Origin of the sequence: Aquipluma nitroreducens, assembly GCF_009689585.1 — a bacterium.
GTDB lineage: Bacteria > Bacteroidota > Bacteroidia > Bacteroidales > Prolixibacteraceae > Aquipluma > Aquipluma nitroreducens.
The window spans coordinates 5,198,535-5,215,151 of record NZ_AP018694.1 but is presented as its reverse complement, the minus strand read 5'-3'; the positions used below and the strand labels follow the sequence as shown (position 1 = coordinate 5,215,151).

General features: G+C 32.2%; 12 protein-coding genes. 4 read left to right on the top strand and 8 right to left on the bottom strand.

The window, feature by feature from the left end; translation table 11 throughout:
• Positions 1-382: 382 nt before the first annotated feature.
• From AQPE_RS21860 to AQPE_RS21830, 7 genes are all read right to left on the bottom strand, one after another.
• Positions 383-1,261 (bottom strand): DUF3732 domain-containing protein, encoded by an 879-nt coding sequence (locus tag AQPE_RS21860; protein ID WP_318348607.1) that lies wholly within the window; start codon positions 1,259-1,261, stop codon positions 383-385.
• A 197-nt stretch (positions 1,262-1,458) separates the two neighbouring features.
• Entirely contained in the window at positions 1,459-2,388 is a 930-nt protein-coding gene (locus AQPE_RS21855; RefSeq protein WP_318348606.1) for an AAA family ATPase, read from the bottom strand.
• Positions 2,385-2,849 carry a three component ABC system middle component gene (locus tag AQPE_RS21850; protein WP_318348605.1) on the bottom strand — a complete coding sequence of 155 codons (465 nt, stop codon included), beginning with the start codon at positions 2,847-2,849 and terminating at the stop codon, positions 2,385-2,387. The genes AQPE_RS21855 and AQPE_RS21850 overlap by 4 nt, the downstream gene beginning before the upstream one ends.
• Positions 2,842-3,957, bottom strand: a complete 1,116-nt coding sequence (locus AQPE_RS21845; RefSeq protein ID WP_318348604.1) for a hypothetical protein — start codon at positions 3,955-3,957, stop codon at positions 2,842-2,844. The genes AQPE_RS21850 and AQPE_RS21845 overlap by 8 nt, the downstream gene beginning before the upstream one ends.
• Before the next feature lie 369 nt (positions 3,958-4,326).
• A complete protein-coding gene (locus tag AQPE_RS21840; protein ID WP_318348603.1) occupies positions 4,327-4,698 on the bottom strand; it encodes a hypothetical protein in 372 nt (123 codons plus the stop codon).
• Positions 4,699-4,971: 273 nt separating this feature from the next.
• Positions 4,972-5,679 (bottom strand): N-6 DNA methylase, encoded by a 708-nt coding sequence (locus AQPE_RS21835; protein ID WP_318348602.1) that lies wholly within the window; start codon positions 5,677-5,679, stop codon positions 4,972-4,974.
• 56 nt (positions 5,680-5,735) lie between these two features.
• Complete coding sequence (locus AQPE_RS21830) at positions 5,736-6,659, bottom strand: ArdC family protein (protein WP_318348601.1); 924 nt, start codon at positions 6,657-6,659, stop codon at positions 5,736-5,738.
• A gap of 656 nt (positions 6,660-7,315) precedes the next feature.
• On the opposite strand from AQPE_RS21830, the gene AQPE_RS21825 reads away from it, so the two are divergent.
• The 4 genes from AQPE_RS21825 to AQPE_RS21810 all read left to right on the top strand — a co-directional run bounded on the left by AQPE_RS21825 (position 7,316) and on the right by AQPE_RS21810 (position 14,513).
• On the top strand, positions 7,316-8,020 hold the full coding sequence (locus AQPE_RS21825) for a hypothetical protein (RefSeq protein ID WP_318348600.1): 705 nt from the start codon (positions 7,316-7,318) through the stop codon (positions 8,018-8,020).
• Between the two features lie 122 nt (positions 8,021-8,142).
• Positions 8,143-13,554, top strand: coding sequence for a hypothetical protein (locus AQPE_RS21820; RefSeq protein ID WP_318348599.1), 5,412 nt, complete (start codon positions 8,143-8,145; stop codon positions 13,552-13,554).
• Positions 13,520-13,948 carry a hypothetical protein gene (locus AQPE_RS21815; RefSeq protein WP_318348598.1) on the top strand — a complete coding sequence of 143 codons (429 nt, stop codon included), beginning with the start codon at positions 13,520-13,522 and terminating at the stop codon, positions 13,946-13,948. The genes AQPE_RS21820 and AQPE_RS21815 overlap by 35 nt, the downstream gene beginning before the upstream one ends.
• 16 nt (positions 13,949-13,964) lie before the next feature.
• The gene (locus tag AQPE_RS21810; RefSeq protein WP_318348597.1) at positions 13,965-14,513 is read left to right on the top strand and encodes a hypothetical protein; all 549 of its coding nucleotides are present in this window, start codon (positions 13,965-13,967) and stop codon (positions 14,511-14,513) included.
• A 53-nt stretch (positions 14,514-14,566) separates the two neighbouring features.
• Here AQPE_RS21810 and brxL read toward each other — a convergent pair whose 3' ends face one another.
• The gene (gene brxL / locus AQPE_RS21805; protein ID WP_318348596.1) at positions 14,567-16,594 is read right to left on the bottom strand and encodes a BREX system Lon protease-like protein BrxL; all 2,028 of its coding nucleotides are present in this window, start codon (positions 16,592-16,594) and stop codon (positions 14,567-14,569) included.
• Between the last annotated feature and the right edge of the window lie 23 nt (positions 16,595-16,617).

Below are 16,617 nucleotides of genomic sequence, written 5' to 3'. Positions count from 1 at the left end.
CAAACATGAATGATTTGGTTATCCCAGATATTAAGAAGAAAGTGTATTTAAATTGATTTGATGTATTTTGATGCTTTTTAGGTCGGTAGTTTATGACCCAGCTGGAGTTTGAACGCATCCTTATTCCAAGCTGATTATCAATATTTTACAAAACGCTTATTTCAATAGGTCTCGATATAGTCTCGACTGATATTCAATTCATTACGATACAAATATATGCAAATAATATTGAAAATATTTTAAATATCTCCTAAATTTTACTCACAAAAGCTGTTATTTGTTATTAAAGCCATATTGACTTGCCATAAAATACAAATTAAGTTCCTTCCTGCTATTTTCATCAACGCCTTATTCAATAAGATGGGACTTTGGTATTACCTATTTATTTTGATGATAATTTTACTAATCCGCTATTTTCTTCTCTCCATCTTCTGCCATTAACTAGCTCTTCAAAATTTGCATTTTCAAGATCGAGATTATCGGCGTGGTCAGTAATTATTATTTGTGGTTTTATTCCTGTTTCGACCTCTGTTGAATAACAGAAAGCTACCAACTGGTCAAACAGATTGGTTACTGCCTTTAAGTCGTCATCAACACTCTTTTCTTTATTCTCAAACTTTTTGAGTGAATTTGGATCGAACTTAGTAGTATCAGTGTCAATGATCGTAGGAAAATAAACCTGGCTAGGTTGATCAAGAAATAAGATTGAAGGGATTTTACATCTATTCTTTAATGAACAAAAGTAACGGAGCAAGCTTGTGAAAAGGCAGACATGAGAATAAAGCCAATTGGCTCCACTACCCATCGATCTGAGGTAAACGGTTTTTTTATCCTTTTTCAAATGATAAAGTTCAAATGCTTCAACATCAAAATTTAAATTGATTGGTTGATAGGTTTTCTCAAATTCTAATTTTGACCCAAACAAATTCATTTGTTTGTTAATATATTTCTGAGCTTTTTCAAGTTTTGATTCGTAGTTATAGTTTTCAGCAATTTCTTTTTCAAGTTTATCTATTTTACGTTCAAGGTCTTTAACCTTTTGCTCTAAATTTTGTTTGTTAATATCGATGGCCTCTTCTAAGATATTCTCAATCTGTAGAATAATTTTGAAACCTTGCTCTTCGAGAGATTTGTTTCTTTTTAACTCGTCGTTTATTTTAAGTATTTCCTCAATTTCTTTGTTGAGTTTGAAGATGGTGCCATTTATGTCGGATATTTCCTTTTCAATTTTCCTTTTTTCCGGTTGGAGTGAATCAAGCAATAAAGGCGTTTTTCGTAGCTCGGAATTAAGCCAGTTTATTGCATTTGAAAGTTTATTGGATTCTTTTTCAAGTTCATTATAATTCTTTCGACAAAATGGACACTCTGAATTACTTTTTCTTGCATCCTCTATAGGTTTAATATTATCGATAGTATCAGAATACTTGTTTGCATATTGGATGGTCGAATCGATTTGATTTAAACGAATTGCCTTTTCTCTTTATTCCCTAATTCGGTATTTTTTTCTTCGTTTAATTTTTTTAATCTTTTTACAAATCCATCAGATTCATAATCAGGATCTATTTCATAGTCTTCAATATTATCCAGATACTGTTTGGGTGCTTTTAAAATATTTGATGCGAATTGATCAAACAATGGCTTGCCAACAATATAGTTATAGTCATTTAAATAATCCTGAAGCTTTATTGATAATTGATTTTTATAATCATTGTGAGATAGATTTAGCCTTTTCTCTCTTTCTAATTCAACCCTAAGTTCATTTAATGCCTGCTTCTTCAAATAGTATTCTTGATCTACAAAACCGCAGAATATCTTAAACTGATCTATCGTTTGTTCTCTTTTTTCTTTTTGATCAAATCGATAAAATAATGAATGTTTATTGGCAATCAGATTCTGATGTTGCAAAAAATATGAAGTCATATTGCGTACTGAGGGCCTTCCTTTACTTCTTTTCCTTAGTTTTTTTTGCTCTAAGTCTTCGTCGGTGTCAATTATGTCAATCCCTAAAAAATTGCCAAGTGTCGATTTGAAATCATTCAAGGATAGAAAATAGTCTTCCTCAAAATACTCTCTATCTATCAACAAATCGTTGTTAAACTTGAGGTCATATTTTAAAAAGACCTTTGTACTAATACTTGGATTTCTAGCCAGAACAAGAAAAGCCTTTTTGATGGAAAGAATAACAAAATAAATTTCAGCATTATCGGTAATAATTCCATCAGGAATAGTTTCTTCGGAACTGCCAAAGCAATAATCAAATATTTCAATTAATGCACTTTTCCCGGTTGATGATCTTCCGGTAATAACATTTATTCCCGGTTGTAATTCTACGGAATGTTCATTCCCTATTTTATCAAACAATCCTATTTTGGCAACATAGCTTCTCATAATTTTTTTATTCCAAATGCTTGGTAAATATTTATCACATTAATTTTTCTAAAGACTTTATAAAGTTTATTGGATAATTCTATGGCATCTTTAAGCAATGGGTCAACAAAGAAAACGTCCTCAGTAATTACTTTTACGCTCATATTTTTATCTACAAGGATATATTTACTATCGATAGCGTATTGTAAACATAGATTAGTAACACTCCTATATGTTTCTACTCGATCATAAAATCCAGAAATAAAATCTTTATCCTTTGTAAAACGACTTAGTGGCGTTTTTGAATTAATTCTTTTTATTTTTTGGATATGTTCTTGTTCCAAAACTATTGGGAAAATCAAATAAGCCAGTAATATATCGTTTTTTAGCCCAACATAGTTCTTGTAAAATGTTACTAGAACTGGAGTCAGAATAAATGGATTATTATAGATTGTATGTATGCTTTTGCTGAAATCACTCATTGTTTAGTTTCCACTCGATTTTATATTTTTCAATATCATTAGCCATATTTTGAATTAACCCTCTTCTGAAATATGGAGGTACGGTGTTGTATATGTAAAAAGTGTTAGGATCTTCTCCAATGAAATTATCATAAAAATCCTTTGAAGCATTAATGATATTGCTATTCTGGCTATTTCTTTTGGTTTGACGATATTTTATTGCATGAGCTTCATTTATACCGTCTTTATATTGTTCTAATTCTTTACAACGCGTACTAGACCAATTGTCTTGTAGTATTAACATATTGGTGTGAATATAATCTGAGATCGCAGATGGGATTACTTCGTTGTAGTCAATATCCTCAATTTTCTTAACAAAAGTAGAATTCAAGTGCTTCTTATCGTCAATGTTCTTTAATTCGATTTTTTGAGGGAATATAATTGAGTCCTTTTTTAAGATGGCTGTCAAATCCTCTACTTCCTTTGAAAATTTTTCATTTGTTATTTCCCATTTGTTTTCTGTAACATCTGGCGATATAATGAAACCTAATAATCCTCTTATGAATTGATCTTTACTTGACCTTGGAATTCCCTTTGCAAATCTATCTTTAATGCTGCTTTGGAGGCTTTGATAGTATTTTTGGGATGATTGAATTACTATTTTTGGAAGTATACTGTTTAGTTTTTCTCTTCGGGATTTATCAAAAATGTAATTCAATAGCTTTACCGTTGTTTCATCTCGTTTCTTTTGATTAAAATATTTGCAGCATACATCTGTCAAATCTTTTAATCTTATATCAAAACTATTTTCATTCCAGCTCCTAAAGACGCTTTGCGAACTTATTTCCTGTGTTGTGCATAAAATAAGAGTTTTAAATCGTTCATGGGGAAATTTGTCTTCCATCCAATTTTTAAGAGTATTCCAGAAATTATGATCGAGATTTGTTAATGTTCTTTGGAATTTTTTGACTTCAATCTGAGACTTACCATCAATAGAAACATCACCGTAATATTCAACATAAACAGATTCCCCTTCCTCTAATTCGAAACATTTTTCAAGTGCAACATAGAATTGATGCACTATAGCTTTTGTCGATTCTGATGCATTATTGGTGATTTTACCTGTCATAAAAGTGTCATTTCAGAATTATATTTTAGCGATTACAGGCTATGTGTCAATAGTTCATTAAAGCTTCAATTTTATTTTAAATAGCAATTTTAATTATTTTAGCTGACAAAAAGAACAACAATGTATTTTAAGTGATCTATTTTTTTCATTAGCTATTTAATCGTAAAGAGTTAAAGTATAGAGTTAAATAAATTTTGTATTAAAAACTCTCTTCCATAATTGCCATCTCAATCCGGCAGCGGGTGCGAGGGCAGATTGCAGCTCTTTTAAGCCTTTGAGTTGAACGTTGGCTTGTGAGGGCAGTTGAATTCAACAAAAATCTTTAAGCTTTAGCGACAAAAAAAAGAGGCGTTTCGCCTCTTTCCTTTTTCAAAATTTGATCTGGGTTTCAACTTCCTTGATCCGTTCATCCAGAGTCGTTTTGATTTCTTCCATCACAGCGGATACTACCGGAGTATTGGAGGTTTTAAACTCTTTTCCTGATGCGTCCCGCAGGAATACGGTTGCACCCAGGCCATCGGCACCCAAGGAGAAAGTTTGCAGGTTTCTGCGGGTTTCAGTGAGCTTGCGCCACTTCTCAATGAGCATGCTCAGGTCTTCAACTTTCTGGATGCGATGCTCCAAAGAAGGAATCTCCGGGGTAACTTTTTCTTCATTCTTTACCACTGCCAAAGAGGTTTTGGCTTGTTCATCACCTTCAGCATTGAGTTTTTTAGCTGCATTATTCATATTATTTTCCACTGCCCTGTGGCTTTATATTGGCATCTGGCACGCCGGTTAAAATTTCGGCATACCGGACATTGAGCTGTCACGGATCAGGTCAATGGGGTGCATGTCAGTTTCATGCCCGAAATGGGCAATCCATGAAACTGAACGCATCCGAAGGAAACGAGCCATGAAAAGCGAGTTCCCCTTTACCGTTCCGTGAAGCGTAAATATCTTTGCTTGCAATTTTAAATGGAGTGATTTTACCTATCAAAACATTGAATGAACAAAAAAGGGGCTTTTCAGCCCCTAGAATTCAAACAACAACTGCTGAAATACTCCCGCTGCCGAGATCTGTTTTTTGACGATTTCTTCCTTTTTCTCCGGCAATCTCAACACCAGATAGCTTTCTTCTTTGGTTATTTCCCTGATGTATGGGACTGCCTTCTCGGGGTGAAGTTCGACTCGCCAACCTCCGTAAAAACGATTCATCAGCGTATCCATCCAACAAACTTCTCCCAGAAGTCCATTAAGGCATAAGTTTATTAAACACATCATCGCACAGGTTCGGTCTATATCAGCTCCGAAAAACAACGAATTCCGGTTTATTTTTGCTGCTGCCAGCAACATCCGGCCAGAGCCACAACAACAATCAGCCACCCGCTCCCCAAAACCAGCAGGGTTTACTATCCGGGCCATCATATCGCATATCGGTTCTGGGGTGAAAAACTGCCCATTCCTGCCATAGCTTAGGTATTCCATGTAAAAATCACCAAAGCCATCTTTAAGCCCGTCGCCGTTATTGTCCATTTCGATGACCAGTGAACCAAAAGCTTCAGCCATCAGATAGGCATCCGGTTTTTCATAGTTTCGGACGATTTCATGGTAGCGATCTTCCTTTGCTCCCAATGATAAAGCACAAACTACCATTTCAAGGAAATCATCAAACACCGAATGCAAACCATATTTATAGCCGATTTGCAGGATATACTGGGAAAAACTTTTAAACTGTTCCATATCTTGAATCTTTAATTGTTTCTAACTGTGAAATTTTGAGATAAAAATGGCGAAGGCTAAACTGCCTCCGCCATTTGGTCAACCAAGTCAACCAAAGCGGCACTTGCCGCCTGGTTGGGATGAACCTGGTGTTCCAGTATGTAATCAACAGCCTTTTGTGCCTGTGAAGAAGCAATCAGCAACATCTTTTTATCTTCCTTGAATTTGCCAATCCAGCTTTTGATGTAGGCAGCACTGTTGTCTATTGTGGCATTTTGAATTCCGGTCATGTAACACAGGTATGCGGCTCCCAATTCGGCAACCAGTTCTTCCTGGCTATAATCCTGAGAACCGAACTTATGATCATGTAGCTTTTCATGTCGGCCAGTCCTGTTGATATGCCCTGTAGAATGGACTAGCTCGTGGTAAAGTGTCGAGTAATACTGTTCGTCCCTGAAGAAAGTCCGTGGGTTTGGCATTCCGACATAATCACCAGTAGGTGAATAGAAAGCGTGTGATTGGTCGAGCCTGATTTCAGGGCTATCGTACCAAAACTCGATTAACTGTTCAGCATTGCCAATCGGATCAAATACATGGTCATGCGCTTCAGTCGCTGGGACCTTGCTTTCATCAATACCTTCGGTTTGTTTCAGGTTAAAAACAGTGTAATACCGAAGGAAAGGGATGTGGTCAATGCTACCATCTTTTTCTTCCGTATCCAGCAACTTCCAAAACACGACAGGGAAACCTTTTTCACCTTTCAAAACGTGTCCACCTAATTCTTTGATCTGGTTGAAGGTGAGAAAGAACGGAGACCCGAACTTATCTGCTACAGTAAGCAGCAACCAGAAATTAAATCCCCGATAAGCCTTTTTGTGGACCATGTTCTGAGGGAATCCGATCTCTGCTTTCCAAGGCATTTGCCAAGGAACAACACCTGCTTCAAGGCGTTCAATAATCAGGTTGGTAACCATTTCATAAATATCAAACGAAGAATTCATGGGAAAGTGCCGATGCCTTTCGGACTTGTTTTGGCTCCCTACATTTTAACTAAGGAAATATCTGGCACGCCGTTAAACTTAAATTTTTGGCGTACCAACATTGAGCTGTCACGGATTAGGTCAACGGGGTGCATGTCAGTTTCATGCCCGAAATGGGCAATTAATGAAACTGAACGCATCCGAAGGAAACGAGCCACGAAAAGCGAGTTCCCCTTTACCGTTCCATGAAGCGATCAATAACTTTGCTGTAAATTTGAGTGTAACAATCACCTATCTATTAAGCAAGGATGGGAAAAGGAATTAAAATAAATAGATTGAAAATAAATTTAATAATAAACACGACACGGTTGAAACGAAGAGTCTTTTTGTCAAAATAGTTGGGATAATAACTAATTGGTTTTTAGCAATAAAAATGACAATATGCTATTTAAATTGTTTTCATTTAATAATGTATCATCAAGGCTTTTACAGGAGCATGAAAGCAAAATAATAATTACAGAGTGGATTATTTTTGCTAATAAGATGAAATCATATAATCTTATTGCGTTAATATAGTATTAATTGTTAAATTAGACAATTCTGCTTATTGACCTATAGATGGTCTATTCTCATTTTTAGTTTTGAAGGTTGAAATTAGTAACTAATTTATCTGTAAAATGGAATTGATAAAGACTTTTTCAATAAAAGACAATATAAACATAGACGTAATATCTCAATTTATTGAATTTTATAAGAATGAGGACAAAAGAAATTTCAATTCAATTAAGGTTGAAATCTCAAGAGAAATAAATAGTCCTAATAAAGTAATGGGAGAAATTGATCCTATTTTTCTCTCTTACATTACTTTATTCTTAAAAGATTATCCTTCTTATAAGGTACAATTCGCATTTATCGATATTGAATCAGCGGATAGAGCATTCAGCTTAAAAGACCAGTTAGAACAACTAAATTACCTCACAAAGCTGGACAATAAAATCTTTTTAGATGGAAATTATGTAAATAGAAATTCGGGAGAAGTAATTGCAATAAAATTAGATAATAAATTATCTCATTCCCAAAAATTTATTCCACCTCTATTAATTGAGAGTCAGTCTGATATTGATAATTATTTTTCAATAAAGCATGAAGCAAATAAGAATAATAAATTATGGGACTTATATTTTAACAAATTATCTCAAGATATAGAAGAAAGAACAAAGCAGTTAGGAGAGATAAGTAATACGTTTACCATTGATTTAAAAAAGTTAAGTTTTTTTGAAACTTGTTTGTTTAATCTTCTACTTTCTAATGAGATTTATGAAAAAAGGAATGTAAGCATATCAGAAAAAAAGTTGATTATTGAAAGAGATCGAAAAAAATAAATTATTATAGAAAATTTGTTTATGATATCTCTTTAGGAATATGTGAATTAGCCAAAAATATAATCGAGCATTCAACTGAAAAGAAAGGAGTTATAACTAGTAGATTTTACAGTAAGGAAAGATTGAAAGAACTTAAAGGCGACTCGGAAATAGAGTATTTACAACAAACTAGAGACGATTTCTTTCTTGATGTGAATGTAATTGATTTTGGAAAAACATCAATAAGAAATACCTATGTAAATAATCTGAAAGAGAATGAATATGATCTAATGAATTATCTAGGTGGATCATTAGAAGAAGATATAGAAATAATTGAAAAGATTTATGAGTATGAAGATTTCTTCGCAATTAATATTGATAGATTTATTTATTTAGAACACCAACAAAACAAATTGATAAGTCGGTATGGACTGCATTATTTCACTCATATAATAAAAGAAAATTATTCTGGATTTATTAAAACTTCCTCATTTAATGAAGGTGTATATTTATATAGAAAAACGGATAAATCCACTGTAAAAATCGGATTTGATAATTTTATAAAATATGGAACTGTATACAATTGCATAATACCACTAAATAGAGGAAACGAAGGTTATATTTTAAGTGTGGAACCTCCTACGCTCCCATCTAAGGAAACTCCAAGTTTTAATACATTTTTAATGCTTGATAAGTATAAAATTGTAAACTACAAAGAGGTACTCAGCGAAACGAAAAACTATAAATATATATATAGATATTCCGAAACATATGAACAAAGCAGTTCAATTCAACGAAAATATGAACGAATTAAAATGTTGTTTAAGGAATTTTCAGCCCTTCCAACTTTCTTGCATAATAGTATTTTTTTGCTTGATGCAACACATTTAAAATTAGCAGGTGAAAGTGAATGGGTACGATTACTTGCAAGTATCAGTTTGTATTTCAGTGATTTGATTGTCTTTAATATTGATGTAGATGTTGTTAGGAAAATAATAGATTTGAGAAGAAGTACCTCGCATAATCCTCTTCTTAAATTTTGGAATAATGAAAATCGAGTGCTATTTTATTCTTATAAATATAATAATGAGGATCATAACAGATCATACAAGAGATATGGTGCAACATTACTTTCAGGAGAAACGGAGAAAGATTTTGATTTAATAAATAAGAATATCTGGAGACATCATTATAGTTTTAGAAACGGAATTTTAAAAAATATTGAAGATTCCGACAACGCTAATACAAATTACATAACTCATGAATCTAAGCTCTTTAACGAGGGGAAACTCATGTATTTTGAATTATTATTAAAGAATGAGGATCCCTGGAAAGGAGTATTATCCTTATTTGAAGAATCCGTTCAGTACTCATTGAACAAAAGATTTGATGTATTAGGAAATTCAGAAACAAATAACAAAGGGTATAAGATTGCTAATACTCATTTCAGGCTGGGCTCAAAAATACATATACGTGATTTTTATTATGCAAAGAGGATGTTTCAAAATAGTTTTTTTACAATCCCATTGTCCTATCTACTTTCTAATATAATCTACGATCTTATTAAGGGAAAAGACGAGATAACAATTATCGGATATGAAGATTATTCTAATTTTTTAACTAGCTCAACAAGAAACATGCTTGAGAAGAAAATCAAAGAATCTAAACTTAAAATTACTGTAAATCATAATACTATAGATAAGGATGGAAAACTCTCAAAGGATGTTGCTTCAATCAAAAGGAATATTGTTATTATAGTTCCCATCGTTTCTAGTTTTTCAACTTCTGTCAAAATTAACAACCAGCTTGTTGAGATTTTTGAATCAAACAACCTTTATAGACATAAAAATAATTTTACTATTATACCTCCCACACTAAATGTTATCCTTGTTGGACACAAATCATTAACTACTGAATGCCATGAAACTTTTGAGGAAATCGCCAGTAAAGATATTGAGAGTATCAAGGAAGGGGATACAATTGAATTGTATAATATCTACAAGGATGAATTACTAAAAGGGGGTTATAACTGGCATTCGATTGATAAAACAAACAAAGTTGTAAGAGTTGAAACCTTTAATGCTGATAATCAATTAATAAAGCAAAAATACTTTATTCCGGTCTATACAGAATGGAATAATGCAGATAATTGCGCTCTATGTTATTCTCCTGATATCACAAATGAAAAGTGTTTAATTGAAACAGGCAAAGCATCAATAAGTCCAACCTTAATATTTGGTTATCCAAGGACAAAATCTCCAAATAAATTTGGGCGGCAGATATTAAATCTAAAGCAGTCATTACTTTACGGCAATCTTACAAGAGGAAATAGCAAGTACCTTTATTTTACACCTACTGGTAGAATAGTAAAGAATAACGATGAACAAATCATAATTTGGCTTAAAACCCTAAAAGACACTGTATTTAATAGCGAATTATTACAATATAAAAAAGTAGTTTTAGTTTCTCCTGTTACTGGCTCTAAGTCAAATTTTATTGACTTAGTTAATGAATATGTTTTTGAGTATACAGCGAATTGTTTATCTATTTCTTTAGAGGAAGACTACATTGAAAATGCAGAATCGTTGTATGCTGATGGGTTGCATCAAGCCGATATTGTCATATTTGTGGATGATGTTTTAGCAACAGTTAATTCATTTCTAGAAACAAATTACATTGTCAAGTTTATTAGAAATAAAATTAATACAGATAAAGGTATTGATTATTGTATTGCTTTAATAAATAGGATGTCATTTGACTGTGAAGACAACTTACTTCTTAAACTTCCAAAGGGAATTTTACCCTTTGTGAAGCAAGAGGATCGTTTATACTATTATACAAAAATCAACAACCCTTCAATTGAAGAACCCAATAATGAATTTCCACTGACAAAAGAAATGAAGAGGTACCAATATCTTGCAAGTACTTCTTCGTTAGATTCTACTAAAGTATTATTCCTCAATAAAATAAATAAATTAAAACCAGTTAATATCGGTTATAACGTTCCCAATAATATTAAAGATTATATAATCCACAATAACAAAAAGTTATTTCAATTATTGGTTTTAAATCAATTCTATAGATTATTTGAGATTGAACAAGTCATAACAACTGTTAATGGGAATACTAAATATATCTACGAGTATGATATTGATAATTATTTTAAGAAAGATACAAAAGCACTAATCCGATTAGAAAAAAAAATATTAAAAGAATTAGCTAGTGATATTGTCCATCAAGATATTATTGAAAAATATTCCCACAACCTGAAATATATAATTTTAAAAATTACGTGTAGTACTCCATTAATATATTATCAAGAAATCAGAGACTCTTCGTTTCATTGGATAATTGGAGAGCTGGAAGTCCTCCGAGAAGAAATTAACAAGTTAAATTCAGAAAATATTAATTCTCTTTTTTCTGTTAATACAGATAGTTATTTTTCAAAATTTCAAAAACTAAAATTTCTACTTAAAAGATCCGTTCAGCTCAAGAGCAATTATATTATTCATCCTGAGTTTTTCAAATCATTTAAGAAGATTATAAACTTAATTTATGCAGAGAAAGAAAATTTGGAGAAAACGTGTTCAAATAATAACAAGAGTATTATCAAAGAATTGATCAGACTGTATGATTCAACTAAATACATTCCTGGTAAAGTTTTGGTATATGACTACATACTAGAATTAAAGCATTTGATCTCAAATAAAGAATTTGATAATTATACTGATAATATTAGTTACTCTTCATTAAAAGAGGAAAGTAAGAAATATATTAAACCGTCCTTATATGAGGACTATGATGAGAACAAAAGTCAATTTGACAAGCGTTTTTCCGAGCTAAAACAATTAGACAAATTCGGATACATTTCTCCTAAAAAGTTAATTTACCAAATGATAGCCCTAATTCAAGAATTGATAAACGACCACGAAACCAAGGCTATCAAACTTGAAAAAAACATCAAAATATTTGATTATGATCCAAATGATAATGGTAATGGAAACTTTAATCATTATTTGAGATTACTAAAGCTGGAAAATACAGCTATAATAGAAAGATTTTGGGAATATTTTAAGATTCGTGAAACTGCGAATAATTTAAAGCCGATAGAAATAAAAAAATTTTCCAAAACGTTATGTAAATATGAAAATGATCCAAAATATATTGTTATTATTAAAGAGTTAGAGGCTGAATGTAAAGATTCATTTGATAAATTTATTGAATTGCAGAGCAGGCTAATTAATTGGAGTAGGCGAGAAATTATCAATAAGGATGATATTAAATCACAGGTTAAGATAATTCTTAGTTTTATAACTAATATTGTTGGACCCGAAGCTGAGTTGGCACTTTTAACAGTTAATTATAGCAACCTTATTGAACCAGATGAAACCCAATTGTATACATTTGAATCATTTAAAAGAAAAAAGAAAAAAGATCAATTACCGCTTCTATTGAACTCAAAGGAAAAACTAAAGAAATCTTTGACGGCAAAAATGTTTAATGTTAAAGTTGATAATAATGATGATGAGTTTTTATCTAATCTAGAAATTTTAAAAAATCAGAGTGGAATTCAAATAAGAAAAGACATTTTTGAATCTTCAATTGTCGAAGGATTTTCTGAAATTATCGAGTTGTCGTCAAGAAAAGAATACTCATTACTTGCGATAAGAATTACTGACTTGACGAGTTCAGAAGCGCAATATTTAGATCCACTACTATATACACAAGCTGTTTTAACGATAGTACTAAATAAAGGTAAAAGATTAGATGAAAATAAATTAAGATTACTTTTGCTTTTGAGAAAATTACTGAGTGACTTTATTAAGACCGAGATATCTAATAATACTTTTTTAGAATTACTCAATACAAAGGCTAGGGACGAATACCAGAGTGATTTAAAACATGGATTAAGAGAACATTTAACAAACTTGGGTGATATCTTGGAAGATATTAAAGAATCTATTTTAGAACGAATTATTGCAAGTGGAACACCTCTCGATGATCAATTAAGGAAAGAGATAATAAATGAGAAAAGTTCATTTGAAGAGATTTTTGATTTGATTAGACAAATTATTAGCGGTCAAATTGGGGCTTATGATTTGAGCAAAGATGATACTAAAATAAAAGAAGTATCTTTTATTGATTTTAAAAAATTTATTAAATTACTTTTTGAATCCAAATACATTGGCTTATCAGGTCCTATCTTTATTAATGATGATGATATAAAATTTCTTGATTCACCATACATCCAAATACCAGAAATTATATTTAATATTGTTATCCCAGAGTTAGTTATAAATATTAAAAATCACAGCTTACCTGAGGATAGAAATATTCGAATAGAATTCGAGGATAATAAATTGTCTTTTAGAAACAGAGTCGATATAAATGATAGAGGTACAAAGAATGGATTGAACATGTGTAAGAAAATTTTCAATGGGTTAAGCAATTTTGTTAGTCTTCTAGATCCAATTATTGATGAAGACAATAATTTTATTATAATTATTAAAATTGAAGACAATGACGCCAATGAATATAATGATTTTGGAGAATAACTTTCCGTGCTTCATTAAAGTAAAAGAGGTTCTAGAGTATCGATTAGACAATATTGTAGTTCTCCCGACATCAGAGAATTGGCAAAATACAGTATATGAGATTGAGAATGAAAAATTTGGCGATTTAATTAAAGGTGACATTATTGATTTATTTATTGTTGATATTAGATTTAAAAATGGGTCGTTAGGTATTAAATTTTTAAAGTTTTTGGAAGATGAGAAATATAATAGTAATAAATACGAATTTATTTTAATGTCTAATGGGGATATTACGGACTACAATCTTTCAAAATATTCTGTTGAAGAAGTTAAGTTTTTATCGAAAGGTGTTAGGAGTAACAAGGACATTGGAGAAGGAATATTTAAATTAATTAAAACATTATATAGAATATAACTTAATAACTATAATAATGGCAAAAAAAGAATCCGTCCCCAATTTAAAAGTGAAAAATGATCAAGGTAAATGGGTCAAATTTAAAATTTGGATTTATGAAAGATCCGATAGTTTAAATATCTTGATACTCGTATTCTTTTATATCATTATCATTATAACTATTTTTTATGGCATTTATGGCATCGTTTTAAATGCAAAAAAATATGGCATCGATGAATTCGGTAATGAAAGTAGTGTTTTAGTTTTTTCAGAAAAGATATTTCTATTTGTACTACCACTATTCATTGTTTTGGGTTTCTTTAATTATTATTATAAAACGATAAGAAGTAATTTTGATGGAACAGTTAAAGAAGAAAAAGAAGAAGATACTATGCAGTTATTAAATAATTCAAAAATTATCTTTCTGACATCTGTTTTGTCATATGTAATTATAAAAACTATTGAGCAAATTTTTATAAAGCAGGAGGTTAATATGATAAAACTATTGTCATATGGTTTATTAATATTAATATTAATGGGGTTTATTATTGTTCAACATAAGATAAATCATGGAGGCAATAAATAACTGTCCAATTCAATAATAATAGGGGATTGCTAACAATTTTTCTTTTTTTGATCTCAGTCAATTTGCCGAATATACGTTATCTCGCAATTTCGGCATTGCCGTTGTTCCTGCATCACTTCCGAGATATCAAAACGAAAGGCAGGCTTCTCGAAAATATCAAGTCCGCGACCAAGTTTTATTTTCCAACCATTATTGGCTACAATGCTGCGATCATGTAAATCCTGAAATTCGTAGGTGAAGATGATTCCTGAATCCCTCAAAGATTCCGTAATTTCATCAAAGTTGGCAGTTGATATGGGCGTATATTCTACGTCGTTCCATGAGACAACGTGCAAACTGATTTCCTCCTCTTTCTTTTTATTTTGAATAAGGATCGAACAGAATTCTAACAAATTACGGAATTGATGTGGATGTCTGATGTATGGATCAGTCAATGTAATTTCAGTTGCACCTTTAAGATACTCGGCAAATAGTTTTTTATAGGAGATTCCTTTTTGATTATCCCTGATAATGATTTCTTTCTCCTTAAGTCCTGGTGCAATTATTTCAGCCTTGACTGTTGATTTATCCGGATCTTCAGTCGGAGTGATTTCTGCAGCACCATCAAAAATTTCTCCATTTAACTTCTCAAGCGTTTCTATCTTTATTTTTTTGTTGGATGAATTGATTTTGTAGCTGAATTCAACAGGAGAATCTTTAAAGGTTTCGTCAATCACGTAAAGCTGATCCTTGACTCTTTTCCTGCCTTCTACTGCAAAATCAATCAGTTCGAGTGCTTCCTTTTCGCTCATATGCTTATTGGGGTATATTAGCTTTACCAGACCTGAGAATGTTTTCCGGATGGCCAATTTGTCCCTGCCTGTATAGGATGGATCAAAGTCCACATACTGATCAACCTGATTGGTATAGTCGTACTTCCGGAACTGCTTCAGAATTTCAGCCAAATAATCAACAATGAACCCAAACTCTTTAGAGAATACACTTTCCTTTAGGATATTGACTTCCCATCCTGGAATATAAAGATGAATACGATCGAGGAAAGCCCCTTTGATATAGGCTGCCGGGATGGATTCAAAAAGATGTGTCTCGCGAAGCATGAAAGGAACAGTGTGCTTAGTATTGCCCACAAATGCCATTGAAGCATAGGCTTGAATGGTTTCCTTTCCTCTGTTGAATGATTTATTTGCCATGTAATTTTGCATGATATTGACCATGTCGCCATCTGCACGTTTCGAGCCAACCACTTGTTCAAATTCATCCAGGCAAATCACATCCCAATACCCAACCAATCCGATTTTGCCTTTGCCAGTATTGCTCACAAAAAGCCTGGCACTGGTCACATCGCCGCCTGAAACTAAAACTCCATGAGGCGAGAGTTCTGAAAACACATGAGATTTACCGGTTCCTTTGGGTCCAAGTTCGATGAAGTTATAGTTATTCTCAACATGAGTAATCAGTCTTGATAACTGAATTAGCTTTCCCCTCCGGTTGAAGAATTCAGGATTTAATCCAATACTATGCATTAGTAAATCAATCCATTCGTCAGTATCAAAATGCTGTCGTTTTTCGATTATTTCTTCCAAATCGACTCCTGAAACCTGAATAGGTTTTACGGTTTCGATAACCCATCTGGATTTGATCCCATCGGAAGAATCATAACCCATGGTTAAAATACACCAGACGCCTCCTCCACTTAATAATTTTTTATGCTTTTTGACAATTGAATCGGCAATAGCGACATGGTCAATTCCAAGATTGGCAAATGAAGTCTCATAGAAATTGTCATCATCATTCAGAGTAACAAATATCTTGTCGATGATCTTATGAGAACCTTTCTCCCTGATGGTTGATTTTACATACTCAGCTTCAGCACGATGGACAAAGTTGTTTTTGATCACATCTTTTACTTTCTCAATCCCATTGTTAATGACTTCTTCGTCATTGATTGCGCAATACTGACCAAGTAGAAATTCCAGCACGTATGCCGGAACTACCGCATTACCTTTTACCCTTGAGGTTAAATCTTTCCTGACAACTTTCCCTTCAAAATGAGTTAATATTTTCTCTTGTAATGTTGACATGTTAAGGCTTTTATTTGAATTGG